Source organism: Streptomyces sp. NPDC017056, assembly GCF_044332485.1.
In the GTDB taxonomy this organism is placed as follows: domain Bacteria; phylum Actinomycetota; class Actinomycetes; order Streptomycetales; family Streptomycetaceae; genus Streptomyces.
The window spans coordinates 209128-235029 of sequence record NZ_JBIRPD010000005.1; the positions used below are offsets into that span (position 1 = coordinate 209128).

Annotated in this window: 23 protein-coding genes; 17 read left to right on the plus strand and 6 right to left on the minus strand. The window is 72.0% G+C overall.

The genetic code is table 11. The features are described from left to right. Window positions 1–93 precede the first annotated feature (93 nt). The gene (gene ligD, locus ACH4OW_RS11710; protein WP_398026957.1) at window positions 94–1098 is read right to left on the minus strand and encodes a non-homologous end-joining DNA ligase; all 1005 of its coding nucleotides are present in this window, start codon (window positions 1096–1098) and stop codon (window positions 94–96) included. A 90-nt stretch (window positions 1099–1188) separates the two neighbouring features. Between ligD and ACH4OW_RS11715 the strand changes: the two genes are divergently transcribed. Both ACH4OW_RS11715 and ACH4OW_RS11720 read left to right on the plus strand, forming a co-directional pair. Further along, window positions 1189–2250, plus strand: a complete 1062-nt coding sequence (locus ACH4OW_RS11715; RefSeq protein WP_398026959.1) for an ATP-dependent DNA ligase — start codon at window positions 1189–1191, stop codon at window positions 2248–2250. A gap of 271 nt (window positions 2251–2521) precedes the next feature. Next, window positions 2522–4864, plus strand: a complete 2343-nt coding sequence (locus ACH4OW_RS11720) for an FUSC family protein (RefSeq protein WP_398026961.1) — start codon at window positions 2522–2524, stop codon at window positions 4862–4864. A gap of 33 nt (window positions 4865–4897) precedes the next feature. On the opposite strand, the gene ACH4OW_RS11725 is transcribed toward ACH4OW_RS11720, so the two are convergent. Then, on the minus strand, window positions 4898–5557 hold the full coding sequence (locus ACH4OW_RS11725) for a response regulator (RefSeq protein ID WP_398026962.1): 660 nt from the start codon (window positions 5555–5557) through the stop codon (window positions 4898–4900). 6 nt (window positions 5558–5563) lie between these two features. Further along, window positions 5564–6721, minus strand: a complete 1158-nt coding sequence (locus ACH4OW_RS11730; RefSeq protein WP_398026964.1) for a histidine kinase — start codon at window positions 6719–6721, stop codon at window positions 5564–5566. 422 nt (window positions 6722–7143) lie between these two features. Here ACH4OW_RS11730 and ACH4OW_RS11735 point away from each other — a divergent pair, with 422 nt between their 5' ends. From ACH4OW_RS11735 to ACH4OW_RS11745, 3 genes are all read left to right on the plus strand, one after another. Further along, window positions 7144–8100 carry an alpha/beta hydrolase gene (locus ACH4OW_RS11735; protein WP_398026966.1) on the plus strand — a complete coding sequence of 319 codons (957 nt, stop codon included), beginning with the start codon at window positions 7144–7146 and terminating at the stop codon, window positions 8098–8100. Window positions 8101–8140: 40 nt separating this feature from the next. Further along, window positions 8141–9379 carry an acyltransferase gene (locus tag ACH4OW_RS11740; RefSeq protein ID WP_398026968.1) on the plus strand — a complete coding sequence of 413 codons (1239 nt, stop codon included), beginning with the start codon at window positions 8141–8143 and terminating at the stop codon, window positions 9377–9379. Window positions 9380–9475: 96 nt separating this feature from the next. Beyond that, window positions 9476–10174, plus strand: coding sequence for a class I SAM-dependent methyltransferase (locus ACH4OW_RS11745; protein WP_398026970.1), 699 nt, complete (start codon window positions 9476–9478; stop codon window positions 10172–10174). A gap of 16 nt (window positions 10175–10190) precedes the next feature. Here ACH4OW_RS11745 and ACH4OW_RS11750 read toward each other — a convergent pair whose 3' ends face one another. Then, window positions 10191–10613, minus strand: coding sequence for a secondary thiamine-phosphate synthase enzyme YjbQ (locus ACH4OW_RS11750; RefSeq protein WP_398026972.1), 423 nt, complete (start codon window positions 10611–10613; stop codon window positions 10191–10193). 446 nt (window positions 10614–11059) lie between these two features. Between ACH4OW_RS11750 and ACH4OW_RS11755 the strand changes: the two genes are divergently transcribed. The 5 genes from ACH4OW_RS11755 (at window position 11060) to ACH4OW_RS11775 (ending at window position 16251) form a co-directional block, all read left to right on the plus strand. Beyond that, window positions 11060–11953 carry an ABC transporter permease gene (locus tag ACH4OW_RS11755; protein WP_398026974.1) on the plus strand — a complete coding sequence of 298 codons (894 nt, stop codon included), beginning with the start codon at window positions 11060–11062 and terminating at the stop codon, window positions 11951–11953. Next, window positions 11926–12702 carry an ABC transporter ATP-binding protein gene (locus ACH4OW_RS11760; RefSeq protein WP_360128580.1) on the plus strand — a complete coding sequence of 259 codons (777 nt, stop codon included), beginning with the start codon at window positions 11926–11928 and terminating at the stop codon, window positions 12700–12702. Before ACH4OW_RS11755 ends, ACH4OW_RS11760 begins: the two co-directional genes overlap by 28 nt. Window positions 12703–12787: 85 nt before the next feature. After that, complete coding sequence (locus ACH4OW_RS11765; protein WP_398026977.1) at window positions 12788–13882, plus strand: ABC transporter substrate-binding protein; 1095 nt, start codon at window positions 12788–12790, stop codon at window positions 13880–13882. 5 nt (window positions 13883–13887) lie between these two features. Further along, window positions 13888–15093: an LLM class flavin-dependent oxidoreductase gene (locus ACH4OW_RS11770; RefSeq protein WP_398026979.1), complete on the plus strand. Its 1206-nt coding sequence runs from the start codon at window positions 13888–13890 to the stop codon at window positions 15091–15093. 54 nt (window positions 15094–15147) lie between these two features. Further along, window positions 15148–16251 carry an NAD(P)-binding domain-containing protein gene (locus tag ACH4OW_RS11775; protein ID WP_398026981.1) on the plus strand — a complete coding sequence of 368 codons (1104 nt, stop codon included), beginning with the start codon at window positions 15148–15150 and terminating at the stop codon, window positions 16249–16251. 107 nt (window positions 16252–16358) lie between these two features. Here ACH4OW_RS11775 and ACH4OW_RS11780 read toward each other — a convergent pair whose 3' ends face one another. Next, window positions 16359–17042, minus strand: a complete 684-nt coding sequence (locus ACH4OW_RS11780) for a hypothetical protein (protein ID WP_398026983.1) — start codon at window positions 17040–17042, stop codon at window positions 16359–16361. A 340-nt stretch (window positions 17043–17382) separates the two neighbouring features. Here ACH4OW_RS11780 and ACH4OW_RS11785 point away from each other — a divergent pair, with 340 nt between their 5' ends. The 4 genes from ACH4OW_RS11785 (at window position 17383) to ACH4OW_RS11800 (ending at window position 21390) form a co-directional block, all read left to right on the plus strand. Then, the gene (locus ACH4OW_RS11785) at window positions 17383–18123 is read left to right on the plus strand and encodes a DUF4142 domain-containing protein (protein WP_360128565.1); all 741 of its coding nucleotides are present in this window, start codon (window positions 17383–17385) and stop codon (window positions 18121–18123) included. Between the two features lie 62 nt (window positions 18124–18185). Continuing rightward, window positions 18186–19595, plus strand: a complete 1410-nt coding sequence (locus ACH4OW_RS11790) for a DUF1996 domain-containing protein (protein WP_398026985.1) — start codon at window positions 18186–18188, stop codon at window positions 19593–19595. Window positions 19596–19666: 71 nt separating this feature from the next. Continuing rightward, window positions 19667–20116, plus strand: coding sequence for a hypothetical protein (locus ACH4OW_RS11795; protein ID WP_398026987.1), 450 nt, complete (start codon window positions 19667–19669; stop codon window positions 20114–20116). Window positions 20117–20346: 230 nt separating this feature from the next. Beyond that, entirely contained in the window at window positions 20347–21390 is a 1044-nt protein-coding gene (locus tag ACH4OW_RS11800; RefSeq protein WP_360128556.1) for a methyltransferase, read from the plus strand. 76 nt (window positions 21391–21466) lie between these two features. Here the strand turns inward: ACH4OW_RS11800 and ACH4OW_RS11805 are convergent, their stop codons facing one another. Further along, window positions 21467–22783, minus strand: coding sequence for an MFS transporter (locus ACH4OW_RS11805; RefSeq protein WP_360128553.1), 1317 nt, complete (start codon window positions 22781–22783; stop codon window positions 21467–21469). Window positions 22784–22906: 123 nt separating this feature from the next. Here ACH4OW_RS11805 and ACH4OW_RS11810 point away from each other — a divergent pair, with 123 nt between their 5' ends. Genes ACH4OW_RS11810 through ACH4OW_RS11820 form a run of 3 tightly spaced genes read left to right on the plus strand, consistent with a single transcriptional unit; the run spans window position 22907 to window position 25799 of the window. After that, complete coding sequence (locus ACH4OW_RS11810; protein WP_398026990.1) at window positions 22907–23686, plus strand: (Fe-S)-binding protein; 780 nt, start codon at window positions 22907–22909, stop codon at window positions 23684–23686. Beyond that, window positions 23683–25158: a lactate utilization protein B gene (locus ACH4OW_RS11815; RefSeq protein ID WP_360128547.1), complete on the plus strand. Its 1476-nt coding sequence runs from the start codon at window positions 23683–23685 to the stop codon at window positions 25156–25158. The genes ACH4OW_RS11810 and ACH4OW_RS11815 overlap by 4 nt, the downstream gene beginning before the upstream one ends. Beyond that, window positions 25155–25799: a lactate utilization protein C gene (locus ACH4OW_RS11820; RefSeq protein WP_398026992.1), complete on the plus strand. Its 645-nt coding sequence runs from the start codon at window positions 25155–25157 to the stop codon at window positions 25797–25799. Before ACH4OW_RS11815 ends, ACH4OW_RS11820 begins: the two co-directional genes overlap by 4 nt. The last annotated feature ends 103 nt before the right edge of the window (window positions 25800–25902 follow it).

Below are 25902 nucleotides of genomic sequence, written 5' to 3' on the forward strand. Positions count from 1 at the left end.
CCGGGCACGGGACTTTCGGACGGGGGGCTTTCGGACAGAAGTCCTTCGAACAGGGGGCCTTCTGAGACGCCGGCGCGCAGGCCGGGCCGTGCGCTACTTCTTCGCGCGGCTCGGCTGCACCCGCTTCGGTTCGCCCTTCATCTTCGGGTGCTCCGGCGGGTACGGCAGGTCGCCGAGCCCGTGCTCGCGCTCGTCGCGGTCGGCGAGTTCGAGGGCCGCCTCCAGGCGGCAGGGGTGGGCGTCCATACCGGCGTGCAGGTCACCGTGCTCGGCGAAGCGGGCCGGCATGGTGAGGATGTCGAAGTCCTCCGGTACGGCGTCGGGCAGCTCCTCCCAGCGCAGGGGCGCGGACACCGGCGCGTGCGGGAAGGGGCGCACCGAATAGGCGCTGGCGATCGTGCGGTCGCGCGCCGTCTGGTTGTAGTCCACGAAGATCTTGGCGCCCCGCTCCTCCTTCCACCAGGACGTGGTGACGCGCTCGGGGTCGCGCCGCTCCAGCTCCCTGGCCACCGCGATCGCCGCGCGCCGGACCTGGGTGAAGGTCCAGTCGGGCGCGATGGGGACGAAGACGTGCAGGCCGCGGCCGCCGGAGGTCTTGGGCCGGCCGGCGAGGCCGAGCCCGTCGAGGACGTCGCGCAGGGCGAGGGCGGCCCGTACCGCGTCCGCGTAGTCCGTGCCCGGCTGCGGGTCGAGGTCGATGCGCAGTTCGTCCGGGTGCTCGGTGTCGCCCCTGCGCACCGGCCAGGGGTGGAAGGTCAGGCAGCCGAGGTTGGCCGCCCACAGGACGGCGGCGGGTTCGGTGGGGCAGATCTCGTCGGCGTAGCGGCCGCTGGGGAAGGAGATGCGGCCGGTGGGGATCCAGTCGGGGAGGTTCTTGGGCGCCCGCTTCTGAAAAAACGATTCGCCTTCCACTCCGTCGGGGTAGCGCTCCAAAGTGGTGGGCCGATCTTTCAGAGCGCGCAGGATCCCGTCGCCGACGCTCAGGTAATAGCGGACGACATCGGCCTTGGTGAAGCCGCGCTGCGGGAAGTAGACCTTGTCCGGGTGCGACACCCGCACCGTCCGCCCACCCGTCACCAGCTCCAGCGACTCTGCCATGCACCCACGCTAGGCCGTACGGGCACCCCCCGCCCGTCGAGCGGGCGCGTACCACCGATCGCCCCGGCGGCCCACCGCACAATCGCCCCCATGGACCTCCCCGTGATGCCCCCGGTGCAGCCGATGCTGGCGAAGGCCGCTCCGGACATTCCGCCCGGCATACAGTACGAAGCCAAGTGGGACGGCTTCCGGGCCATCGTCTTCCGCGACGGCGACGAAGTGGAGCTGGGCAGCCGTTCGGGCAAGCCGCTCACCCGGTACTTCCCCGAGCTGGTCCAGGCCCTGCGCGAGGAGCTGCCGCCGCGCTGCGTACTGGACGGCGAGCTCGTCATCGCCCGGGACGGGCACCTGGACTTCGACGCCCTGCTGGAGCGCATCCACCCCGCCGACTCCCGGGTACGCCACCTGGCGGAGGTGACACCGGCCGCCTTCGTGGCCTTCGACCTGCTCGCCCTCGGCGACGAGTCGCTGATGGCCGAAGCGCAGCGGGACCGCAGGCAGGCCCTGGTGGCGGCGCTGCGCGACGCCGCCGACCCGGTGTTCACCGCGCCCGTCACCCACGACATCGAGGTGGCCCGCGACTGGTTCGAGCACTTCGAGGGGGCCGGGCTCGACGGGGTCGTCGCCAAGCCGCCCGCCGTGCCGTACCGGCCGGGCCAGCGGGTCATGGTCAAGACCAAGCACGAGCGGACCGCCGACTGCGTGGTGGCGGGGCTGCGCCCGCACAAGAGCGGGCCGGTGGTGGGCTCCCTGCTACTGGGCCTGTACGACGAGGGCGGGCGGCTCCAGCACGTCGGCGTGTGCGCGTCCTTCTCCATGCGCCGGCGCCAGGAGCTGATGGAGGAGCTGGCGCCGCTGCGGATGGACTCCGTCGCGGGCCATCCGTGGGAGGAGTGGACCAGCGAGGAGGCGCAGTCGGCGGGCCGGCTGCCGGGCGGGCCCAGCCGGTGGACGGGCAAGAAGGACCTGTCCTGGGTCCCGCTGCGCCCGGAACGCGTCCTGGAGGTCGCCTACGACCACATGCAGGGCGACCGCTTCCGGCACACCGCCCAGTTCCGCCGCTGGCGCCCCGACCGCGAGCCGGAGCAGTGCACGTACGCGCAGCTGGAGGAACCGGTCCGCTACAACCTGTCGGAAGTCCTCGGAGCCTGACCCGGAGGCCGCCTAAAGCCCTTTTCCTACGACAAAACACGGACTCCGTCGGGCGAACGACCGAGTTCTCCCACGAAGTTGGGCTTCGCTCGGAAACTCCGCGAACTCGGCGGCCATAACCATGGGCCACCGCCACGGCGAAAACCCCGGCATAAGCGAGCTGCTAAACCGGTAAACCTCATCGCCGGCGCTTTTCCTAGGATCGTCACAACCCCGCCACAAACCCCGCGTTCGCACCGGCAGACGCCGCCGGGCAATTCCCGGCCGTGGGATGCTGAAGCGTTGGCAGATCACGGCAGAGACGGGAGAGTACGACAGCGTGGGGGCAGTGATACGACGGAGTTTGACCGGTGTGTGGGACCGCTTCGCGGCGTCCGACCCAGGTCTGCTGCGGCTGATGGCGGGACTGCGTACGGTGGCGGCCATCGCGCTCACCCTCGTTGTCCTCGCCGTGCTCGGCACCGATGTCACGCACCTGGTCGCGGGCGCCATGACGGCCATGGTCGCCACCTTCGCGATCAAGGAGAAGCAGGTACGCGGCCAGGCGGTCACCCTCGCGCTCGGCCTGCCCGTGGCGCTCGCCGCGGTGTCCCTCGGCGCGCTGCTGCACAGCCGCATCATCGCGGGGGACGTCTTCTTCGTCGCCCTGATCTTCGGCGCCGTCTACTGCCGCCGCTTCGGCGACCGCGGCACCGCCCTCGGCCTGATCGGCTTCCAGACCTACTTCGTGTCCCTGTTCGTCGGCGCCACCCTGTCCGCCCTGCCCGTGCTGGCGCTGACCCTGGCCATCGGCTTCGCGTGCAGCGCCGTCGTACGGTTCACCGTCGTGCCGGAGACGCCGCAGCGCATCCTGCAATGGCTGCGCGGTGCCTTCCGGGCCCGGGTCGCCCAGCTGGTGGCCACCCACATCGAGCTGCTGGACGCCGGCCCCGACCAGCTGGACAAGGTCCTCGACGACCTGCGGCGGCACACCGCCCGGCTGCACGAGTCGGCACTGATGATCCAGGGCCGCCTGGAGGACGGCACCCGCGACCCGGCCACCGCCGCCCTCCTGCAGCGCCGCGTCGCGGACGCCGAGATCGCCACCGAACGGCTGGGCGTCCTGCTCCTCAACGCCCGCAGCGCCGAACGCGCCGACACCCTCACCCTGCACCTGCCGCAGGCGCCGCTGCCCACGGCGAAGAACCTGATGCGGGCCGAGGACGACGCGACCGTCACCCTGCGCCGGGACCTCAACGCCCTGCACCTGCTGGTGTCCCGGCCGGCATCCGACCGCCCGGGCACGGCGGTCGCCCACGTACGCAACCGGCTCCTCGGCTACCGCGACGACGACAACCTGCCGCGCGCCTCCATCGCGGTCCAGGACGTCTTCCGCGGCATCGGCGAAGCCGCCCGTTCCGTCCTGGGCCTGCGGCTCGCGCTGGACGGGCCGCAGGACGAATCGGACGACTCCCCGGCGACGACCCGCTCCCGGGAGGAGTTCGACGCCGAGGACGTCGCGCTCGCCGGCGCCGACGAGCCCGAGGAGGACGACCGCACCGGCCTCCAGCGCCCCACCACCCGGGCCGCGTTCCAGATCGCGGTGGGCTCCACGCTCGCCATCGTCGGCGGCGAGTTCCTCTCCGCCCAGCGGTGGTACTGGGCCGTGCTGACCTGCTGGGTCGTCTTCCTCAACACCGCCTCCACGGGCGAGATCATCATCAAGGGCTACCGGCGGCTGCTCGGCACGGTCCTCGGTGTGATCGCCGGTGTGGCGCTCGCGGGCCTGGTCGGCAACCACACCTGGACGGCGTTCGCGCTGATCCTGCTCTTCGTCTTCGCCATGTTCTTCACGGCGCCCCTCTCCTACGCCCTGATGTCCTTCTTCGTCACGGCGATGCTGGGCCTCCTGTACACCCTCCTGAACACCTACAGCCTCGACGTCCTCATCCTGCGCATCGAGGAAACCGCTCTCGGCGCCGCCTGCGGCATCATCGCCGCGGTCGTCGTCCTGCCGGTGCACACCGACCGGCGCACCGACGACCTCCTCGGCACGGTCCTCGGCAAGCTCGACGACGTCGTATCGGCCTCCGTCGACCAGCTCAGCGGCGGCCCCGCCACCGACCTCCTGGGCCTCTCCCGCGACCTGGACACCGCCCTCGACGACCTCCGCGCCTCCACCCGCCCGCTGACCCACCCGATCAGTCCCCTGCGGGTACGCCGCCAGACCGTCCGCTACCTCGTCGCCCTCCTGGAAACCTGCGCCTACCACGCCCGTTCCCTGGCCGCGACGGCCGAACTGCTCCCCTACAGCAAGACCATCGCGGCCGACCCCCGCCTGGAACGCGTCGGCCGGCGCATCGCCCACAACATCGAGACCATCGCCACCCACATACGGGGCGAACACACCGACGCCAAGGTCAACTCCGGCGCCACCATCGCCTCCCTCCTCGAATCCGACACCACCTCCACCCCCCACGCCGGCACCGTCACCTACCGCGTCCTGCGCCACCTCCAACGCCTCGACGAGGGCGTCGCGGGCCTGGCCCGCCCGTTGGAGGTACCGGTGGCGGGACGGCCGGAAGCCAAGCCGCAACGGGCGGGCCGGTCCGACGCCAAGTCCGCCAGGGCCTGAGAGCCCGCCCCGTCAGCGGTTCGACGCAGCCGCTCAGTCCCCGGCCCGTACGAGGCCCGTCTCGTAGGCGAAGACCACCGCCTGCGTGCGGTCCCGCAGCCCCAGCTTGACCAGCATGCGGCTGACGTGGGTCTTGACCGTCTGCTCGGCGATGACCAGACGCTCGGCCAGCTCGGAGTTGGACAGGCCCTGTGCGATCAGGCGGAGCACCTCCGTCTCCCGTTCGGTGAGCCCCGCCACCCGGCCGCGCGGCACCGTGCGCGGCGATCTCCCCCTGGTGAACTCTTCGATCAGCCGCTTGGTGACGGTGGGGGCGAGCAGCGCGCCGCCCGTGGCGACCGTGCGGACCGCTTCGGCGAGCTGCTGCGCCGAGGAGTCCTTCAACATGAAGCCGCTCGCGCCGGCCCGCAGCGCCTCGTACACGTACTCGTCCTCGTCGAACGTCGTCAGCATGACGATTCTGACGTCCGGGAAACTCCGCGTGATGCGGTGGGTCGCCTCAAGGCCGTCGAGCACCGGCATCCTGATGTCCATCAGGACCACGTCCGGGCTCAGCGCGGCGATCCGGTCGATCGCGTCCTGGCCGTCCACCGCCTCACCGATCACCTCGATGTCCGGCTGGGCGTTCAGCACGATGCCGAAACTCTCCCGGATCAGTTTCTGGTCGTCTGCGATCAGCACCCGTATCGTCATGCGCCCTCACTCCCGCTCGCCGGTGGGCAGGGACGCCATGACCTCGAACCAGCCGTCCTCGCGTGGCCCGATCCGTACGGAGCCGCCGAGCATGGACGTTCTCTCCCATATGCCCACCACGCCGTGCCCCGTGCCCTTTTCACCTGTCGCGCCGGCCACGGCCGGGCTGTTGGCCACACGTATTCCGATACCGCTGCGGCCGTAGGACAGTTCCACTTCGGCCTGGCACCCCGGCGAGTGCCGCAGCGCATTGCTCAGCGCCTCCTGGGTGATCCGGAAAGCCGACAACTCCACCCGCTGCGGCACCGGCCGCGCTTCGCCGGATATCACCGTGTCGACGCGCAGCCCCGCCGCCCTGACATTGGCCACCAGGTCGTCGATGTTCTCCAGCGTCGGCTGCGGCGCGTGACGGGGCTGCGGATTCTCCTCAGAGGACCGCAGCATTCCCAGGATGTGCCGGAGTTCCCTGAGCGCGCCCACCGCGTTCTCCCGGATGCTCGCGAAACTGTCCGTCAGCTCCTGCGGGGGCTCGGCCACGCGGTACGGCGCCGCCTCCGCCTGCGCCGCGACGACGGACATGTGATGCGCGACGACGTCGTGCAGTTCGCGGGCTATGCGGGTGCGCTCCTCCAGCAGCGTCCGCCGGGTCCGTTCGAACTCCGTCAGGGCTTCCTGCTCCCGCAGGTCCCGGCGTGCCTGGCTGCGCCCCCGCAGGGTCGCGCCGACGGCCAGTGCGCACACCGAGAGCACCGCCAGCGGCAGCAGGTCGCCGATGAACGACGGCGGCGACAGGGCAACGGTCAGCACCCCGCCGAGCAGCAGCGTCAGCAGCCACTGCGAGACGGACACCCCGGTCCGCACCCGGTAGGCGACGAGCAACGTCACCCCCAGGTAGGCGAGGAGCCCCGGCTCCGTCCACGGCCACGGCACCTCGGCCCGGGCCGCCGAGTCGTCGAGGGCCACGCCGATCGCGTACGGCAGCGACGCCGCGAGCGACAGCCACCAGGCAGCGACCGGGCGGAACAGCGCGAGCACCAGTGGCAGCGCCTGGGCACCGGCGACGGGCGCCGCGGCCCACCACGGCAGGCGCAGCCGTTCCGCGACGATGACCGTCCCGGCGGCTGCCAGGTCCACCGCGACGAGCACGGTGAACGCAAGCGGCAAGTGCCGCAGGAACCGGTGCTTCGCACCCCGGAAAGGGGGTGCGGTCCGGCGGGAAACATGGCACAACTCGCGTCCCGTCGCCCGCAGAACGGCCCCCGGGCGCCTTCGCTCACCCGGGTGCGCTCCCGGCCCCGTCAGTACGTTCGGGTATTCCCCTGTCACGCGCCCATCGTACGGGGCACCAGTGACACCGCAGCGGGCCCGCTCCGGGCGACGGCGCTGCCCCGTTCCCTTCGCGGCACGTCATACCTAAGAGCTACTCCCGAAGATGGCTCCTGCGCGTGACGTCCTTTCCGGCCGCGAATTCTAGGTTCGAAAACAGCCGTACTCAGCAGAGTCGGGCAACGGAACGAGCGGAACTCGTGAAGGTGGAAAGGAAGGGCACAGTGCGAGCTGCCAGGTGGAGGAGAGGCGGGCTGACGGTGGCCGTTGCCGCAGCCATCGTGGGGTCGGTCACCGCCGGCGCCGCGTCACCCGTCCCCGGCACCCCCGCCCCGCCGCAGTTGCCCCCAATCCAGGCGCAGACACTGGGCGAGCGGTACGCGGTGAACCGCGGCTACATCGCGGACGCAGAGCGCGCCGCCCATCGCCTGGGGGACTCCTACAGGGAAAGCCACCTGCGTCAATTGGGTTCTCCCGTCAGGCAGTTCCTCTCCTTCGACGCCCAAGGTGACGGGCAGGCCGTCGAGGTACTCGGCGACCTCGCCACCGCCGACCGCATCGTCGTACTCGTGCCCGGCGCGGACACCACCCTCGACACCTTCGACCACCTCGGCTCGCGCCACGCCTCCCTCAGCGGCGGCGCCCACGCCCTCCACGACGAGATGCGGCGGCTCTCCCGCTCCTCCGTCGCCGTGCTCGCCTGGTACGGCTACCGGGCCCCGCGCACCATGAGCCGCGACGTCGCCACCACCGCCCGCGCCGAGGAGGGCGGCCGCCGCCTGACCACCCTGCTCGGAGAGCTGCGCACCGCCAACGCCCATGCGCCCGTCGTCTTCCTGTGCCACTCGTACGGCTCGGTGGTGTGCGGCCGCGCTCTCGGCGGTATGAGCCCCCGGACGTCCGCCGGCCTCGCCGGCGTCGCCGTCTTCGGCAGCCCCGGCACCGGCCTGCGCTCCGCCGCCCGCCTGCCCGTCCGCGTCCCCGTGTGGGCAGGCCGAGGCGCCCGGGACTGGATCGCCCGCGCCCCGCACGTCAGTTGGAGTGCCTTCGGCACCACCCTCGGCTTCGGCACCGACCCGACCAGCCCGTCGTTCGGCGCCCGCCCCTTCGGCGCCGGGAACAGCGGCCACAGCGGTTACCTGGAGCCCGGCAGCGCCGCCCTGCGCAATCTCGCCCTGATCGGTCTCGGCCGCGGATCGGTGGTGTCCGGTGGCTGAGTCGTGCGTGCGCCCCGCCGCAGCATCCGGGCAGACCCACGTGGCCGAGGGGATCGAGCCCCGTACGCGCCCGACCGGCCGGCTGCACCGGGCCGTGCTCCGCATCGACGCGGCGACCCCGCCGGAGCGCGACCGGGCGATCGACGTCCTACGGGCCCTGTCCATCCTCGGTGTCGTCCTCGGGCACTGGCTGGTCACCGCGATCGTGCTGCACACCGACCATCACCTGATCGGCGCCAGCCCGCTCCGGAGCATGCCCGCCCTCACCCCGCTGACGTGGGCGCTCCAGCCGCTGGCGGTGTTCTTCTTCGTCGGCGGACGGGTCGCGGCCCGGGGGTACGCCGGTGCCCGCCTGCGCGAGGTCCGTTACCGGCCCTGGCTCGCCCGGCGCGCCCGCAGGCTGGTGCGCCCCGCGGTGCCGCTGCTCGTTCTGTGGGCGCTGGTCCTGGTGGGCGCGGCGGCCACGGGCGCCGCGCACGAGACGGTCCGCACGCTGCTCGGCCTCGTCGTCTCGCCGCTGTGGTTCCTGCTGGTCTTCGCCGCGCTGACCGCCGCCACCCCACTGCTGTACCGCCACGGCGCCCGGATCGCCGTCGCGGCCTGTGCGGTGGTGGCCCTGCTGGACATCGCGCACTTCGCGGGCGGCGGCCCGGCCTGGGTCGGACAGCTCCGCGAGGTCAACACCCTGGCCGGCTGGCTCGTCCCGTACTGCCTGGGCGCCGCTTGGTCCGCCGGAGCGTTCGCCCGCCGCCGGTCCGCCGTCGCACTGCTCGCCGGCGGCACGCTGGCCACCGCCGGGCTGGTCCTGTGGGGCGGCTACCCCGCATCCATGGTCGGCGTACCGGGCTCGCAGCTGTCCAACCTCAATCCGGTCTCCCTCGCCGCCGTCACGTTCGGCCTGGCGCAATGCGGCGGCGCCTTGCTGCTGTGCCGCCCGCTGCGACGGGCGGTGACGGCGCCGAGTCTCGGCCCCGGAGCGCCGGCGGGCGCCCGGCCGCGTGTCCACCCGGCCCGGATGCTGTGGGCGGCGGTGGCGGCACTGAACCTTTCGGCGATCACGGTGTTCCTCTGGCACCAGACCGCCATGCTCGCCGTGACCACCCTCACCCTGAGTCTCGGCGCACCGCTCCCCGGGCTGCACACCAGTCCCGACACCCCTGTGTGGGCGGCTGCCCGCTGCGCCTGGATTCCGGTCTTCGCCGTGGCGCTCCTCGCGCTGTGCGCCGCCTTCCGGCAGGTGGAACGGGACGCCTCGGGCCGGCGGGAATCGGCGGCGTGAGAGCGGTCCCGGGCGCCTGACATCCCCCATCCCTTTTCCAGTTGTCCACCATGCCCGGCTTGCCGGGCCGACCGACCCTGCCCATTGGAGGAATGCATGGACACCATAACCACCGACCACATCCGCGCGCTCTACCAGAAGTACGAGAAAGACCTGCGGACGGTACGCGACGACCTGCGCCGGCTCCTCCGCGACCGCGGCAACTCGATGAAGGCGCAACTCGACGACTACGAGGCCGAAATCACCTACCTGCTCCTGCGCGATCTGCGCCCTGAGGTGGTGGTGGAGATCGGCACCTTTTACGGCTGGTCCACCATGTGGATCCTCAGCGCCTTGCGGGACAACGGGACGGGGCACCTCCATTCGTTCGACATCGTCGACCATGTCGTGCGCAACGTACCGGCCGAACTCTCCGCGGAACGCTGGACGTTCACCAAGGGCGACGTCCGCAAGCACCCCGGCAAGGTCCCCGCCGAGGTGGACTACCTCTTCATCGACGCCGACCACGGCGCCCGGTTCGCCCGCTGGTACATCGACACCCTCTTCCCGGCCGTCCCCCCGGGCACGCCGGCCAGTGTCCACGACGTCTTCCACGGCCGGCGTCCCAAACCTTTCAGCGAGGGCTCGGTCATCGTCAGGTGGCTGGCCGGTAACGACATCGCATTCTTCACGGCGTCCACCGCCAAGGCGCCCGGGGTGACACGGGAACTCGCCCTTGCCAAAAGGGACCTGGGCCTCGACGAACCGGTCCGGGACGGTGACCACAACCCGATGATCTACTTCACGCTGCCGTAGCACGCAGCCGCCGGACCTACCCGAGGAAGCTCAGCCGCACCTGACGCTCCGGATTGTCCCTGTTGGTGTCCACGAAGCACACCGATTGCCAGGTGCCCAGGGCCAGGCGGCCGTCGATGACGGGGAGGGTGGCGTGGGGCGGGACGAAGGCGGGGAGGACGTGGTCGCGGCCGTGGCCCCGGGAGCCGTGCTGGTGGCGCCAGCGGTCGTCGGCGGGGAGGAGGTCACGGAGGGCGCCGAGGAGGTCGTCGTCGCTGCCGGCACCGGTTTCGATGACGGCGATGCCGGCGGTGGCGTGCGGGACGAAGACGTTGAGGAGGCCGGAGGCGTCGCCGGCGACGTCGCGGAGGAAGGCGGCGCAGTCGTCGGTGATGTCGGCGACGGTTTCCTTGGTGCCGGTGGTGAGGTCCAGGGTGCGGGTCTTGAATGCGTTGGTCATGGGTCCATTTTCGTACGGGTGCGCCGTGAATCCGCGCAGGTGTGCGTCGGCGGTGCGGGCAATGTCGCCGCAACAAAGGTCCAGCAGGCGAGACGGCGTTTGACCGGTCTTCGGGGGCGCCGCTACGTTCTGCGACATGTCTACGTCAGCTCGGCTCATCACGCGCGGTCACATCGACCTGCTGCGGGTGGCGTCCGCCGCGTGTCGCCGCGGTTGCTGAGGTTGTACCAGGCCGCGCCGGGCGGTTTTCCCGAGCCGCGCCAGGCCCCTTTCGGGCACGTATCAGCACGCTGACCAGCTGACGGTTTGCCGAGGTCGGCGGCGTTTCTTGTGCGGGTGCCGGGCCGGTCGGTTTTCCTGCGTGCGTCTTTCCGTGTTGTCAGCGCCGCCTCAGCGCTTTCCCTTTCCTGACCGCGGATCACCGACTTGTCGATTCTGGAGCGTTCATGAGTGTTGATCAGGCCGCGGTCGGCCAGGCGCTGCCCGGTGTGCCGCGGCCGGTCGCCGGGCGGCCGGCGGGTGGGCCGCGTACCGGGCCGGAGCTGGAACCCGTCGTGCCGGTGTCGGCCCGCCGGCGGTCGGTGCCGCGGTGGGTGCGGCGGGCCGTGGTGCCGGTGTTCCTGCTCGCGTTGTGGCAGGTGCTGAGCGCGAGCGGGGTGCTGGAGGGCGACATACTCGCCTCGCCGGGGACCATCGCCCGTACGGCCGGGACGCTGGTGTCCGACGGGACGCTGCCCTCGGCGATGTCGGTGTCCCTGCAACGCGTCGCCGTCGGGCTGGCGGTGGGGGCGGTCGCCGGCGTGGGGCTGGCACTGCTGTCCGGGCTGTCGCGGCTGGGCGAGGATCTCGTCGATCCGGTCGTGCAGATGTTGCGGTCCGTGCCGTGGGTGGGCGTCATTCCGCTGTTCATCATTTGGCTGGGTATCGGCGAGGCGCCGAAGATTGCACTGATCGCGCTGGGCGTGGCTTTCCACCTTTACCTGAACGTGTACGCCGGAATCCGCGGTGTGGACGCGCAGTTGGTGGAGGCCGGCACCTCGTTGGGGCTCGGGCGCTGGGGGCTGGTCCGGCATGTGGTGCTGCCGGGCGCGCTGCCCGGGGCCATGACGGGACTGCGCTATTCGCTCGCCACCGCCTGGCTGGCGCTCGTCTTCGGTGAACAGGTCAACGCCGACGACGGAATCGGGTTCCTGATGAATCAGGCCCGGGAGTTCTTCCGTACCGATGTGATCGTGGTGTGCCTGATCGTGTACGCGGTCCTCGGGCTCTTCGCCGATTTCATCGTCCGCACTTTGGAGAGGTTGTTGCTGCAATGGCGGCCGACGTTCACAGGGCAGTGAAAACCGCGGAACACGGGACGGCCGAGGGGGCTGCCGTACGGGTGCGGGGGCTCAGCCGGTCCTTCGGCGGGCGGGCCGTCATCGACCGGCTCGGGCTGGAGGTGGCGCCGGGCGAGTTCGTCGCGCTGCTCGGGCGCAGCGGCTGCGGCAAGTCCACGCTGTTGCGGGTGCTGGCCGGGCTGGACCGGGAGATCTCGGGCCAGGTGCTGGTGCCGCGTCGCAGGGCCGTCGCCTTCCAGGCGCCGCGGCTGATGCCGTGGAAGCGGGTGTGGCGCAATGTGCTGCTCGGCTTGCCGGGCAACCCCGAACGTGGCGTGGCGGTGGCGGCGTTGGAGGAGGTGGGGCTCGGGCACCGGGTGGACGCGTGGCCGAAGACGCTGTCGGGGGGCGAGGCTCAGCGCGCCTCGCTGGCGCGCGCGTTGGTGCGTGAGCCCGATCTCTTGTTGTTGGACGAGCCGTTCGGCGCGCTGGACGCGTTGACGCGCATCAAAGCGCAGCAGTTGGTGGCCGAACTGTGGCAGGAGCGGGGGTGCGCGGTGCTGCTCGTCACGCACGACGTGGAGGAGGCCCTGCTGCTCGCCGACCGTGTGCTGGTGATGGAGGGCGGCGTGATCGCGTACGAGAGCGAGGTGGACCTGCCGCGGCCGCGCGAGGTCGCCGATCCGCGTTTCGCCGCGCTGCGCGCACGGCTGCTGGACCGCTTGGGGGTGGCGGCGGACGACGCGGGGCCGGCGGCTTCGGCCGCGTGAGGCCGCGTGAGACCCGCGCGAGGTCCGCGTGAGGCCCGCGTGAGGCGACCCCGACGTACGGAAGAAAGAACGGAACGGATCACGTATGACACCGCTTGAACGGTGGGCACCGCCCACACCACCCATACCGCGACGCCGCCTCGCCCCGGCAGCCCTGCTGCTGCCCCTCGTCCTGCTGCTCGCCGCCTGCGGTGGGGCGTCCCGGGCGGACGGCTCCGGGGGCGGGACCCGTGGCGGGACCGACGGGAAAGGCTCGGTGACCCTCAACGTCGGTGACCAGAAAGGGGGTTCGGCATCCGTGCTGCGGGCGGCCGGGGAGTTGGACGACCTTCCGTACCGGATCCAGTGGTCGACCTTCACCTCCGGGCCGCCGTTGCTGGAGGCGGTCAACGCCGGGGCCGTGGACATCGGCGCGGTGGGCAACACGCCGCCCGTCTTCGCCGCCGCCGCGCATTCGAAGATCAAGGTGATCGCGGCCACGCACGGCGCCTCCGCCGGCGAGGCGATCCTGGTGAAGAAGGACTCCCCGCTCACGCGGCCCGCGCAGTTGAAGGGCAAGTCGGTCGCGGTGGCGCAGGGCAGCTCCGCGCACTACCAGCTCGTCGCCTCGCTGAAGAAGGCCGGGCTGACGCCGAAGGACGTGACCCTCAATTACCTCCAGCCCGCCGACGCGCTGGCCGCGTTCAGCCGCGGCCGGGTGGACGCCTGGGCGATCTGGGACCCGTACACCTCGCAGGCGCTCGACCAGACGGACGCGCGGGTGCTGACCACCGGGGAGGGCGTCGTCAACGGCCTCAGCTTCCAGGTCGCGGCGCCCGCCGCCCTGGCCGACGGGAAGAAGTCCGCGGCGCTCAAGGACTACGTGGACCGGCTGCGGCGCGCGCAGGACTGGGTGCACCGGCATCCGGACGCGTGGGCGAAGGTGTGGGCCGAGGAGACCGGACTGCCGCGGAAGGTGGCGCTGGCCGCGGTCAAGCGCACCCGGGGTACGGCGGTGACGGTCGCCCTGGACCGGGCGGCCGTCGCCTCCGAGCAGCAGATAGCCGACACCTTCGCCGACTTGAAGCTGATACCGGGACGCTTCGACTTCTCGTCCTTCGTCGACACCCGCTTCAACGGCGCCCTGCCGCCTTCGAGCACGGCACCACGTACTTACGGCACCGACGGAAAGGCCGGCTGATCATCATGACCGTACATCTGCACTGGTTCCTGCCCACCGGCGGCGACGGGCGCTCCCTCGTCGACCGGCACGCGTACACCGACGGCGGGATCAAGCGCGACCGCATCACCCCGGTCAGCGGCGTACGGGCACCGGACATCGGGTATCTGACGCAGATCGCCAAGGCGGCCGAGCAGCTCGAGTTCGAAGCGGTGCTCACACCGACGGGTACGTGGTGCGAGGACGCGTGGCTGACGACGGCGGCGCTCACCCAGGTCACCGACCGGCTGAAGTTCCTGGTGGCCTTCCGGCCCGGGGTGATCTCCCCTGTGCTGGCCGCGCAGATGGCCGCGACGTACCAGCGGATCTCCGGCGGCCGGTTGCTGCTGAACGTGGTGACCGGCGGGGACTCGACCGAGCAGCGGCGCTTCGGGGACGCGCTGGACCACGACCGGCGCTATGCCAGGACGGACGAGTTCCTGCAGATCGTGCGGGGGGTGTGGGGCGGCGTTCCGTTCGACTTCCAGGGTGCGCACTACCAGGTGGAGGGCGGGCTGACCGCGTTGCCGCCCGACCCGCTCCCGGAGATCTTCTTCGGTGGTTCGTCGGCCGCCGCTGGGCCGGTCGCCGCCCGCAACGTCGATGTCTACCTCACCTGGGGCGAACCGCCCGAGCAGGTCAAGCAGAAGATCGACTGGATCTCCGGCCTGGCCGCGCGCGAGGGCCGTACGGTCCGCTTCGGCATCCGGCTGCACACCATCTCGCGCGACTCGGCGAAGGAGGCGTGGGCCACGGCCGACCAGCTGCTGGACGATCTGGACCCGGACACGGTGGCCGCCGCGCAGCAGGCGCTGGGCAAGAGCGAGTCGGTGGGCCAGCAGCGGATGCTGGCGCTGCACGGCGGCTCACGCGACCGGCTGGAGATCGCGCCGAACCTGTGGGCCGGTGTGGGTCTCGTACGCGGCGGGGCCGGGACGGCGCTGGTCGGCAGCCACGCGGAGGTGGCCGACCGGATCGAGGAGTACCACTCGCTCGGCATCGAGCACTTCGTGCTCTCCGGCTACCCGCACCTGGAGGAGGCGTACTGGTTCGGCGAGGGGGTACGGCCGGAGCTGGCCGCCAGGGGGCTGCTGCCCGCCGGCCGCCCGCCCCTGTCCGGCGTCCCTGCGGCCAACGGCCGGCCGGCCTCGGCGCCGGGCGGGGCGCCCCTGCTCGTCGCGGGCGGCCGCTGAGCGGGGCCGCGCGGGGCGCGGAAGATTCCGGCCCGCGCCCTGGTTGGTAGAAGCATGAACAACAGCGGGGTGCGCGAAGCCGAGGTCGTGGTGGTCGGCGCCGGGCAGGCGGGCCTGGCCGCCGCCTTCCACCTGCGGCGGACGGGGTACGAGCCGGACCGGGACTTCGTCGTGCTGGACCACGCGCCGCGGCCGGGCGGCGCGTGGCAGTTCCGGTGGCCCACCCTGACGTACGGGAAGGTCCACGGGATGCACGCGCTGCCCGGTATGGAGCTGACCGGCGCCGATCCGGACCGCCCGTCCGCCGAGGTGATCGGCGCCTACTTCGACGCCTACGAGCGGACCTTCGGGCTGCGGGTGCACCGGCCGGTGGACGTCCGGTCGGTGCGCGACGGCGCGGGCGGCCGCCTGCTGGTGGAGACCTCGGAGGGCGCGTACGCCACGCGGGCCCTCGTCAACGCGACCGGGACCTGGGACCGTCCGTTCTGGCCGCGGCTGCCCGGCCAGGCGGACTTCCGCGGCCGGCAGCTGCACAGCTCCGGCTACCGGGGGCCGCGGGACTTCGCCGGACAGCGCGTGATCGTCGTGGGCGGCGGCACGTCGGCCGTCCAGCAACTGCTGGAGATCTCGGAGGTCGCGGCGGGGACGACCTGGGTGACCCGCCGCCCGCCGCTCTTCCGCGAGGGGCCGTTCGACGAGCAGCAGGGCCGCGCGGCCGTCGCACTGGTCGAGGACCGGGTCCGGCGGGGGCTGCCGCCGCGGAGCGTGGTGTCCGTCACGGGCCTGCCGATGACGGAGGCCATGCGGCGGGCGCGCGAGCGGGGCGTGCTGGTCCGCCACCCGATGTTCGACCGGGTCACCGCGACCGGTGTCCGCTGGGCGGACGGCGTACGGGACGACGGCGTGACCGGCGTCGACGCCGACGCCATCCTCTATGCCACCGGCTTCCGCCCGGCCCTGGGCCACCTGGCCCCGCTCCACCTGCGCGAACCGGGCGGCGGCAGCCGCCTGGACGGCACCCGCGCGGTCCGCGACCCCCGTGTCCACCTCGTCGGATACGGCCCCTCCGCCAGCACCGTCGGCGCCAACCGCGCCGGACGCGCGGCCGTACGCGACATCCGGCAGCTCCTGCGTCCGGCCGTCCGGACTGCCGCCTGACCGGCTCGCGGACCGCCCCGGCTCTGCCGCAGGAGCCGGGGCGGTGGAAGGCTACGAAGTCACGGCACTAAGAAATCACCGCACTACGAAGTCACTGCGCTACGAAGTCACTGCACGACGTCGAGCGTCGGCCTGGCGGGGCGGAGGGTGTGGAGCGGGTGCGGCAGCTGGACGTCCGCCGTGCCGTCCCCTTCGAAGAGCTGCTCGCCCGCCGCGACCGGCGCGGTGCCGAAGGCGCTCTTGAAGGACGCAGCGCCGTGGCTCGTCAGCGTGAACTCGGTACGAGCCGTGACCTTGCCGGCGCGGAACCGTACCTTCTTCGGGTCCGGCTTGAACGCCAGGAACGCCGTCCTGGCGGGCCGGGCGCCCCGGACGTCGCCGGAAACCCGGCCCGTGGCGAAGTCGGCCTTGAGGTGGTTGACCCGCAGATGGCGGCCGCCCCGGGTGAAGTCGAAGCCGCCGTCGAAGTCGATCTCGCCCTTGGTCGCGCTGCGGTTGACCGAGCCGCCGGTGATCGGCGTGGTGGCGCAGAGCCGTTCGCGGTTGCCGGTCAGCCGGGCCGGGCGGATCGCGGTCAGCCGTACGTGCGCCTTGGCGAGGGCGCGGGTGGCCCCGGGTGTCAGGCAGAAGTCGCCGCTGCCCTTGCCCACGCGGATCGGCTCCGCCCGGTGCGCCGGTGCCGGGCGCGGGCCGTCCGGAGCGGAGGCCAGCGAGATGCTGCCGCCCAGTGGCCCGGTGAGGGCGAGTGCGGTCACACAGGCCGTGGTCAACAGGCGGCGCGGTGCGGACATGGGGACGTCTCCTTCACGTACGGCTACGGCCGCCATGGCGGACCGGCAGCGTTGCTGTGTTTGCTACAGATATGCACTCCCTGTTCCGGGTGCGACGTCCCACGCCAGCAAATCACCCGGATGGCCCGGACATTCCGGGCGTGTCGGCCGGGGCGACGGGTGCCGCGGAAGCGTATGGGCGGCAGGCGGCCGTACGGGCGCCCCGGGACCTGCGCGGCCCGGCACCCTAGCAAGCGGAGGCGGCCGCGGCGGGTCTTTGTCCGGTTGGTGCCAAGCAACGGAAAAACGGTCCGCGCCGCATTAGCGTCCTCTTTCCCGTCACCCGGAGAAGGAGGGCACTTTGCGAAGCGTCGGACGGCGGCGTTCGGTGATCGGCGGTGTCCGGTCGCGGTTTTCGGTGGGCACCGGGCTGGTCGTCGCCGGGCTTTCCCTGACCGCCGTGGCCATTTTGCTGCCGGTGCAGCTGTTCGCGAGCACCGGCAGCAGCGCGGCGAACGGCGCCGCCCCTGCCGCGCAGGACGACGGGCTCGGAGTGTGGAACACGCCGTCGGGCCCGTTGTCCCCGCTCGACCGGGAATTCGTCCGGAAGGTGCGGCAGGCCGGGCTGTGGGAACTGCCCGCCGGCCGGCAGGCGCTGCAACGCGGGACGCGTCCGGCCGTCAAACACGCGGGGCGGCATTTGATGGAGGGGCACACCGATCTCAATCAACGCGCCGCCGATGTCGGGCGGATGCTGGACATCACCCTGCCCGGCCGGCCGACTCCCGAGCAGCAGGGCTGGCTCGACCAGTTGGGAGCGGCCCGGGGCGACGCCTATGAGCGGCTGTTCGCGAATCTGGCCCGCCGCGCGCACGGCAAGGTCTTCTCGCTCGTCGCCCAGGTGCGGGCCGGCACCCGTAATTCCGTGATCCGTGACCTGGCCACCCGGGCCAATTCCGTCGTGCTCGATCACATCACGGCCCTGGAGGAAACCGGACTGGTCGACTTCGGGGCACTCGCCGACGGACAGCCGTCCGCCGGGCCGGGCGCGGTTACGGTTGCGCCGCCCGCCCAGCAGCCGGCGCCCCCGCCGTCCTCGTGATCCGGCCGTGGTCGTGATCCAGCCGCGCTCAGAGAACCGCAACTCCTAAGAGAAGTGATGACATGAAACGGCAGCAATACCGGCGGCAACAGCAGGCATCGACGCGGACGCACAAAAGAACCCGCCTCACCAAACAGAGCGGCGTGCTGATCGCCACCGCGCTGGCCGCTTGCGGCGGTACGGCGGTGATCGCCGCCCAGGCGTTGGCAGGGCCCGCCGGTGCGGGGCCCGGTGGCGGGGGCACGACGGCGGCCGGCCGGACCATCAGCTGTCCGGACGTGGGGCAGCGGTTGCGCCGCCTCCCGCCGGCAGCGGCGCCCACGGTGAACCGGGACCTGGGGCGGCTGGAAGCCCAGGTTGCCGAGGCGTTCCAGCAGTGGTCGGCGGATCCGGGCGCGCAGGACCGGGTGCTGCGTACGCTGGATCGGGACCGCAAGGCCACGATCGGGCGCATCACGGACGCGCTGCGCAAGGCCGGTGAGCGGCCCGAGGCGCTGGACGGCCTGAGTACGTGCCGGACCACGCGGGGTTCCGCCGCCGCCCTGAACGCGCCCAGGGGCGCGCAGGACGGAAACAGCGCGGACAACGGTCCTTTCCGCGACGATTTCGTGGACATACGGACCGTACGGCCGAATGCGCCGGGCAACGGAAGAGGCGGCGGGCAGGGCGCTGCCGGCGGTTCCTTCCTGTCGGAGTGCGGGCGCAACGAAAACGGCCACAACAACCCGGACAACCTGATCGTCGCGCCGGGCGTGCGCAATGGCGCCCATCATCTGCACGACTATGTCGGAAACTTGGAGACGGACGCGTTCTCCTCCGACAACGAACTGGCCGGGGCGGGCACGACGTGCGGCAACGGGGACCGGTCCGCCTATTACTGGCCGGTGCTGCGGCTCCGCGACAACGGGCGGGAACGCGACGCCGACGCGCCGGGCGGCGGCCGGGACGGCAATGTCGGTACGATCCTCCGCCCCGCTTCCGTATCGCTGGAGTTCGACGGCAACGCGGCGGGCAAGGTCACCGAAATGCCGCCGTTCCTGCGGAATCTCACCGGCGACGCGAAAGCGCTGACAAACGGTACGGGCAACGCCCATGCCTCGTGGAGCTGCACGGGATTCGAAGACCGGCAGCTCGGGAACAAATATCCGCTCTGCCCCCGGGGCAGCAACGTCGTACGGTCCCTGGCCTTTCCCAGTTGCTGGGACGGGCGCAACATCGACAGTGCCAATCACCGTACCCACGTCGTTTTCCCGGGGGCCGACGGCCGGTGCCGCAGCGGTTTCCAGGCCATTCCCCGGCTGGTGCAGCGGCTGACGTACGCCATTCCGCAGAACACGCTCTACGCGGTGGACAGTTTCCCCGACCAGTTGCACAACCCGGTGACGGACCACGGTGATTTCGTCAACGTGATGCCGCGGCAGCTGATGCGCCGGGCCGTGGACTGCATCAATTCCGGCCGCGACTGCCGTTGAGCCGTCGTTGAGTCGCCATTGAGTCGCCATTGAGCCGCTGTTGAACCGACGTTGAGAGGAGAGGACCCGCCGTGAAGCTCCCGTCCGGTCCGTTACTGCCCCTATTGGTCGCGGGCGGCCTGTCCTGCACCATCGTCGTCGCCGGTTACGCGAACGGCGGCGGCCCGGCACCGGACGGCCGGCGCTCCCCGCCCGCCGCCCCCTCCCCCGCCGCGCCGGGCGCCCCCGCCTCCATGGCACGGATCGCCTCCGCACTGGGCTGCCGCGCCGACGTCATCGTCGACGCCCGGGAGCTGCGCGAAGGCGGCTGCACCACCGGTCGCGGCGTCTTCCGCATCCTGACTTTCAGCAGCGACAGCAAGAAACGCGCCTGGCTCACCGAGGCGCAGGCGTACGGAGGTACGTACCTGGTCGGTACCCGATGGTCGGTCACCGGCCCTACGGCGGCTGCGCTGTTCCCGCTGCGCGACCGCCTCGGCGGCACCATCGAGACAGGAGGTGCGCACGGCCACTCGCCCTGACAGCTGCAAAGTCCCCGCTCACGGCGCTGCCCCGGCTTCCCCCGCGCGCGGCGGCGCCGCTTTTTCGCCCCCTTGACGGGCACCGGCCCACGGTGCCCGTTTTCCGTGTGTGACAGCCTCCCGGCGGTGGTAGTGATCACGGACGCGGACACATGTTCGCGTCCGTAAACTCCCGTGCGTTTTCCGTACGTCCCCCGTATCACGCACGCAACGACTCATGGAGGCATCCCATGGCATCCCCGCATCCCGCCGCGCCGATCGCGTCCCCGCTGCCGCTGATGCAGTTAGCCACCGGGTTCTGGGCGTTCAAGACGCTGGCCACCGCCGACGAGCTGGGCCTGTTCGGGCTGCTCGACCGGCTCGGCGGCGGCACGGTCGAGGAGTGCGCCGAGGAGCTGGAGATCGGCACCCGGCCCGCGGGGATGCTGCTGACCGGCTGCGCGGCACTGGACCTGCTGGAGCGCCGCGGGGACGGACGCTTCGTCAACTCGGCGCTGACCGACGCCTATCTGGTGCCGGGCCGCCCGTACCACTTCAGCGGCTGGCTGCGGATGCTGGACCAGCGGCTGTATCCCGGCTGGGGCCGGCTCGGCGAGGCCGTGCGCACCAACCGCCCCACCACCTGGGACCCCGACAAGCAGCCGCACCTCTTCGACACCGAGGACCCGGGGCTGCTCTCCGTCTTCTGGGAGGCGATGCACGCGGTGTCGTCGTGGACCGCGCAGCGGCTCGGCGAGGTGGTGGACCTCACCGCCGGGACGCGGCTGCTGGACCTGGGCGGCGGCTCCGGCGCGTACGCCATCGAGCTGTGCCGGCAGCATCCCGGGCTCAAGGCGACGGTGTACGACTTGCCGAGGGTGTGTCCCATCGCGGAGCGCAACATCGCCGACGCCGGACTCGCCGACCGCGTCGGCACCTACCCCGGCGACTTCCTCGCCGAGCCCGACCTGCCCGGCGGGCACGACGTCATCGTGCTGTCGATGATCCTGCACGACTGGGACGAGGACACCAACCGCACCCTGCTGGACAAGTGCTGTGCGGCGCTGCCGCCCGACGGCACGCTGGTGATCAGCGAGCTGATGGTCGACGACGACCTGACCGGGCCGGCGCCGGCCGCGCTGATGAGCCTGAACATGCTGGTGGAGACCGAGGGTGGCCGCAACTACACGGCGGCGGAGTACAGCTCCTGGCTGACCGACGCCGGGTTCGCCGAGGTCCGCAAGGTCCCGTTCGAGGCGCCCGGCGCCAACGCGGCCATCGTCGCCCGCAAGTGACGCTTCCGGAGTGACCGGGAAGCGGGCCGTTCGCGGTGTGCGCGCGGACCGCGGACGGCCCGCGCGCACGCCCGTCTCAGGTGTCCAGCTTCTGCTTCGCGGTCTCCGGCAGGGTCAGGTACACGACGAAGGAGACCAGGCAGAGCGCGGAGACGTACCAGGGGAAGAAGTCCGCGTGCCCGGCCTGCTTGAACCAGGTGCCGACATACGGGGCGGTGCCGCCGAAGAGGGCCACGGTCAGCGAGTACGGGAACCCGATGCCCGCGGCGCGCACCCGTGCCGGGAAGACTTCGGCGTTCACGGCGGCGGCCACCGCGGTGTACCCGGTCAGCAGCACCATGCCCGCGCACTGCACCAGCAGCAGCGACCAGAACGCGTCCGTCACCAGGTGCAGCAGCGGCACGGCGAGCAGCGCGAAGCCCAGTGCGAAGCCGAGTAGCAGCGGCTTGCGGCCGACGCGGTCCGAGAGCAGGCCGCCGAGCGGCTGGAGCAGGGCGAAGAACAGCAGGGACAGGGTGCCGGCGGTGAGCGCTTCGCTCTTGTCGAAGCCCACGTTGACCTGCGCGTACGTGGGCAGGTAGGTGGTCCAGGTGTAGTACGCGAGGGTGCCGCCCGCGGTGATGCCGCAGATCAGCAGGGACTGGCGGGGGTAGCGGCGCAGCGCCTCGAAGAGGCCGGGGCGCGCGGCGGCACGCTGCCGCGCGCTCTGCGTCTCGCGCGCCCCGCTGCGGACCCACAGGCCGAGCAGGCTGAACACCGCGCCGATCAGGAAGACCAGGCGCCAGCCCCACTCCCCCATCTGCCCGTCGGTCAGCACACCCGCGAGCAGGGCGGCGGTGCCGGACGCGAGCAGCTGGCCGGCGGTGGTGGAGACGTACTGGAAGCTGGAGAACAGCCCGCGCCGGCCGGGCCCCGCCGACTCGACGAGGAAGGTCGTGGAGGCGGCGAACTCGCCGCCCACCGAGAGTCCCTGCACCAGCCGGGCGACGACGAGCACGATCGGCGCCAGCACGCCGGCGGCCGCGTAGGTGGGGGTGACGGCGACGAGCAGGCTGCCGCCGCCCATCAGCAGGATCGTCAGGGTCAGCGCCGTCCGCCGGCCGCGCCGGTCCGCGACCGCGCCCATCAGCAGCCCGCCGACCGGGCGCATGAAGAAGCCGACCGCGAACACCGCGAAGGTGGACAGCAGCGGCACCAGGGAGTTGCCGGTGCCCTTGGGGAAGACCCGGTCGGCGATGTAGACGGCCAGGAAGGAGTACGCGTACCAGTCGTACCACTCCACGGCGTTGCCGACCGACGCGGCGGCCAGCTGCCGCAGCTGCGACACCTGCCGCGGCGCGCCGTCCGGCGCCCCCTCCCGCCGCACGTCCTCGGCCTGCTCCGCACGCGTCATGGTCCTCCGCTCCGGGTCCTTCTCCTTCGCCCGCCGCTGGGGCAGGATGAGCCGACAGGTGATCATGTACCGGTGAGACGGTCCACCGCCAGCGGTTGACGGCAGCCGAAAGGAGATGGCAACGTGCGCGTAGCACTGTTCGTCACCTGCATCAACGACACGCTCTACCCGGACACCGGCCGGGCAGTGATCACGCTGCTGGAACGTCTCGGTGTCGACGTGGGATTCCCGCCGGAGCAGAGTTGTTGCGGCCAGCCGCAGTTCAACACCGGTTACCGGCACCTCACGGAGCCGCTGGTGCGCCGCTACGACCGGGCCTTCGCGGACTACGACTACGTGGTCACCCCGTCAGGTTCGTGCGCGGCGATGGTGCGGGACAACTACCCGCGGATCGCGGAGCGGGCTGCGGCCGAGGGGCGCGGCGGCCGGGAGCTGGCCGGGGCGGCGGCGCGCGCCGTGCCGAAGACGTACGAACTGACCGAGTTCCTGGTCGATGTGCTGAAAGTGACGGATGTCGGCGCCTACTACCCGCACACCGTCACCTACCACCCCACCTGTCACGGCCTGCGCATGCTCGGGCTGGGCGACCGGCCGCGGCGGCTGCTGGAGCACGTCAGGGGGCTCGACCTGCGCGAGCTGCCGGGGGCCGAGGAGTGCTGCGGGTTCGGCGGCACGTTCGCGGTGAAGAACCCGGCGGTGTCGGCCGCGATGGGCACGGACAAGGCCCGCAACATCCGCGCGACCGGCGCGGAAGCGGTCTGCACGGTCGACAACTCCTGCCTGCTGCACATCGGCGGCACGCTCACGCGGCAGGGCGCCGGGGTCAGGCCCGTGCACATCGCGGAGATCCTGGCCGCCACGGAGCCGGGCGCGGAAACCGGTACGGAAGGGAGCCCCCGATGAGCGGCACATACCTCGGCATGCCCGCGTTCCCCGCGGCCGCCGCGTCCTCCACCCGGGACACCCGGCTGCGCGCCAACCTGCGGCACGCCACCCACACCATCCGCGACAAGCGCGCCAAGGCGGTCGCGGAGCTGGACGACTGGGCCCGGCTGCGGGCCGCGGGCGCCGCCGTCAAGGACCGTACGCTGCGCCACCTCGACCACTACCTGGAGCAGCTGGAGGAGTCCGTGACGGCCGCCGGCGGGCGGGTGTACTGGGCGGCGGACGCCGCCGAGGCCAACGCCATCGTCACCCGGCTGGTGCGGGAGACCGGCGAGCGCGAGGTCGTCAAGGTCAAGTCGATGGCGACGCAGGAGACCGGACTGAACCGGGCATTGGCCGAGGCGGGCATCAGCGCGTACGAGACGGACCTCGCGGAGCTGATCGTGCAGCTGGGCGACGATCTGCCCTCGCACATCCTGGTGCCGGCGATCCACCGCAACCGGGGCGAGATCCGGGACATCTTCCGCGAGCGGATGGGGCGTTGGGGGCGCCCGGCGCCGGACGGGCTTTCGGACTCGCCGGCCGAGCTGGCGGAGGCGGCGCGGCTGCACCTGCGCGAGAAGTTCCTGAACGCGAAGGTCGGCGTGTCCGGCGCCAACTTCATGGTCGCCGAGACGGGCACGCTGGTCGTCGTGGAGTCCGAGGGCAACGGCCGGATGTGCCTGACCCTGCCGGAGACGCTGATCTCCGTCGTCGGCATCGAGAAGGTGGTGCCGACCTGGCAGGACCTGGAGATCTTCCTCCAGCTGCTGCCGCGGTCCTCGACGGCCGAGCGGATGAACCCCTACACCTCGATGTGGACCGGCACCACGGACGGGGACGGCCCGAGCGCCTTCCATCTCGTACTGCTGGACAACGGGCGCACCGACACCCTCGCCGACCCGGTCGGCCGGCAGGCGCTGCGCTGCATCCGCTGCTCGGCCTGCCTGAACGTGTGCCCGGTGTACGAGCGGGCCGGCGGGCACGCGTACGGGTCGCCGTACCCGGGGCCGATCGGCGCGATCCTCACCCCGCAGCTGCGCGGCACGGGCAGCGAGCTGGACGCCTCGCTGCCGTACGCCTCGTCGCTGTGCGGCGCCTGTTACGAGGTGTGCCCGGTGGCCATCGACATCCCGGAGGTGCTGGTGCACCTGCGGGAGCGGGTGGTGCAGGGCGGCCCGGTCACGCGGCGCGGCGTGAAGACCGTCGTCAAGCCGGCCAGGGGGCACGCCGCCGAGCGGGCCGCGATGCGCGCGGCGGGCTTCGCCTTCGGGCATCCGGGGGTGCTGCGGACGGGCCAGCGGCTGGCGGCGCGTACCCGGCGGCTGCATCCGCGCCGGCTGCCGGGGCCCGGGCGGGCCTGGTCGGACAGCCGGGACCTGCCGCGGGTGCCGGCCGAGTCGTTCCGGGACTGGTGGCGGCGTACCCGTGGAGAGGAGCAGGGCAAGTGAGCAGCCGGGACGTGGTACTGGCGCGGGTGCGCCGGGCGCTGGCGGACGTGCCGCGCGACGAGTGGCCGGACGATACGCCGGTCCCGCGGGACTACCTGCGCGTACACGGTACGCGTACGCCGGAGGAGACCGCGGCGCTGCTGGCGGAGAACCTCGCCGAGTACCGGGCGCTGGTGCACCACAGCGACCGGGACGGCCTGGCGATGCTGATCATGCGTCTGCTGAACGAGCACGGTGCGCGGACGGTGCTCGTGCCGCCGTGGCTGGAGCCGTTCTGGATGGCCGCCGCCGACCAGACCCGCATCCACGACCGGGCGGCGAGCACCGCACGCGAACTGGACGGGGTGGACAGCGTCGTCACCGGCTGCGCGGTGGCGATCGCCGAGACCGGCACCCTCGTGCTGGACGGCTCGCCCGACCAGGGCCGCCGTCGGATCTCGCTCGTTCCCGACCACCACATCTGTGTCGTGCGCGTACCGGACCAGGTGGTCGACTCGGTGCCGCAGGCGCTCGAACGCCTCGATCCGGCGCGGCCGCTGACCTGGATCTCGGGGCCCTCGGCGACCAGCGACATCGAGCTGGACCGGGTCGAGGGGGTGCACGGGCCGCGGAAGCTGGAGGTCGTGCTGCTGTCGGAGTGACGCGCAGGGCCCGGCGGCGGGAAGTGGCGCGCGGAAGCCTTGTCATGCGCACCGCCAACGTTCGACCCTGACGCTTCCTGTTGCCTTACGTTCGGAGCCCCCT